Below are 1,888 nucleotides of genomic sequence, written 5' to 3'. Positions count from 1 at the left end.
GCCCGTGGCTGTGGGCCGCAGCGGCCGCCCTCGTCGTCGTGATCGGCGGCGGGATCTGGGTCGGTGGCAGCCTCAGCACGGCCGCACGGCCCAGCGCCGCACCGGCCGACGACGAAGAGCCCGCCCCGCAGGACGTCATCTCGGGCATCGTCCCCCCGGTCGACGATCTCACCGGCACGCGCAGCGGCGACGCGGTGACGTTCACGTGGAGCAACCCCAGCCCCGAAGAGGGCGACTCGTACATCTGGGCCGAGGTGACGCTCGACGGCACGATGCAGGCGCAGACCACCGAGAAGACGACGGTGACGCTCGAGGGGCCGCATCCCGGCCGCACGTGCATCGACGTCAGCCTGGTGCGCGCCGATCGCCGATCCGCGCAGGAAGTGAGGGGGTGCGTCGAATGACCGCCGTGACCGTGGAGTTCGCAGGAGAGTACTTCCCCGTCGACACGTCGACGGCGTTCACCGTCGGCAGGGAGGGCGACCTCGAACTCGACGACAACCTCTTCCTGCACCGGCACTTCCTCGAGATCGCGCACGACGACGGTCTGTGGTGGCTCACGAACATCGGCAGCCGCCTCTCGGCGACCGTCACCGACTCGGCGGGCGGCGTGCAGGCCTGGCTGGCTCCGGGTGCGCGTCTGCCGCTCGTGTTCGAGCGCACGACGATCGTCTTCACCGCCGGTCCCACCACCTACGAGATGACCGTGCACTCCGCCGAGCCGGCGTTCCGCGCGATCCGCCGCGAGACCGAGGGCGACGGTGCGTCGACCATCGGCGCCGTGCCGCTGACCGAGAGCCAGAAGCTGCTCATCCTCGCCCTCGCCGAGCCGCAGCTGCGTCGCGACGGAACGGGGATGAGCGAGATCCCCAGCTCGTCGAAGGCGGCGGAGCGCCTGGGCTGGACCGTGACCCGCTTCAACCGCAAGCTCGACAACGTGTGCGACAAGCTCGACCGGATCGGCGTGCCCGGCATGCGCGGCGGACAGCGCAGCTTCGCCACGAACCGGCGCGCCCGGCTCGTCGAGCACGCGGTCGCCTCGCGACTGGTCACGCGAGAAGACCTCGTCATGCTCGACGCGCCCCAGAGCGAACCCGAAGGAGAGCTGGATTGATCTGGGAGATCGACGACGGCGAGAAGCAGATCGAGGGACTCGACGCCGCCGGGCATCCCGACCCCGCGTACGCTGCCTCACTCGGCCTGCTTCCCGCGCCTTTCGGGCGCCGGACGATGGCCACGCTGATCGAGCTGCTCATCCTCGTGCTGTTCGCCCTGCCGGCCATGCTGGTGGCGACGCCGGCGCTCGTCGAGATCGTCAGCGGCGCCGGCGATGTCGGGACGATGCTGTCCGACGGCGCGCTGGTCTGGCCGATCGTCACACTCGCCGTCGGCAACGTGCTCGCGACCGTGTTCATCGTGCTGCAGCTCGTGCTGCTGGGGCGGAAGGGCGTGACCGCGGGCAAGGCCATCTTCGGTCTGCGTGCGGTCAACGTGCGCACTCTCGAACGCCCCGGCTTCTGGCGCGGTGCGGTCGTGCGCTATCTGGTGCTGTCGTTGTCGGTCCTGCTGCCGCTGCTCGGACCGCTGCTGGTGGTGGCGCTCTCGCCGTTCTTCGACTCCGAGCGCCGCGGCCGCAGCTGGCTCGACCAGGCCGGGGCGACATGGCTGGTCGACGCGCGCAGCGGACTCAACCCGTACGACGTGAAGCGCATGCGCATCGCCCGCAAGTCGGTGCGGATCACCGAGCACGAGCGCGGGCCCGCGCTTCCCTCGCTCGCCACGCCCGTCGAGCGCGACGCCCCTGCCGAGTACACGCCGTCGGGACGACTGTCGGGCGGCGTGATCGGCGCGCACCGCCGGATGACGTCGCTCCAGCCCACCGCGCCAG

At 71.0% G+C, this 1,888-nt stretch carries 2 protein-coding genes and 1 pseudogene; all 3 read left to right on the top strand.

Annotation, left to right across the window (positions count from 1 at the left end):
• A pseudogene (locus RT309_RS14910) lies at nt 1-404 on the top strand (serine/threonine protein kinase); the annotation flags it as partial.
• Nucleotides 401-1,114 carry a hypothetical protein gene (locus RT309_RS14905; protein WP_313358298.1) on the top strand — a complete coding sequence of 238 codons (714 nt, stop codon included), beginning with the start codon at nt 401-403 and terminating at the stop codon, nt 1,112-1,114. The pseudogene RT309_RS14910 and the gene RT309_RS14905, both read left to right, overlap by 4 nt.
• Nucleotides 1,111-1,888 (top strand): RDD family protein (locus tag RT309_RS14900; RefSeq protein WP_313358296.1); only part of this gene is annotated, 778 nt, incomplete at its 3' end. The genes RT309_RS14905 and RT309_RS14900, both read left to right, overlap by 4 nt.

Source organism: Microbacterium sp., assembly GCF_032084865.1.
Lineage (GTDB): Bacteria > Actinomycetota > Actinomycetes > Actinomycetales > Microbacteriaceae > Microbacterium.
Note: the sequence above shows the minus strand (reverse complement) of the source record. Positions and strands in the feature narration are given on the sequence as shown.

What these genes read in the sequence shown, in the direction of transcription:
- RT309_RS14905 (WP_313358298.1), top strand. Translation starts at nt 401, where the DNA reads ATGACCGCCGTGACCGTGGAGTTCGCAGGAGAGTACTTCCCCGTCGAC.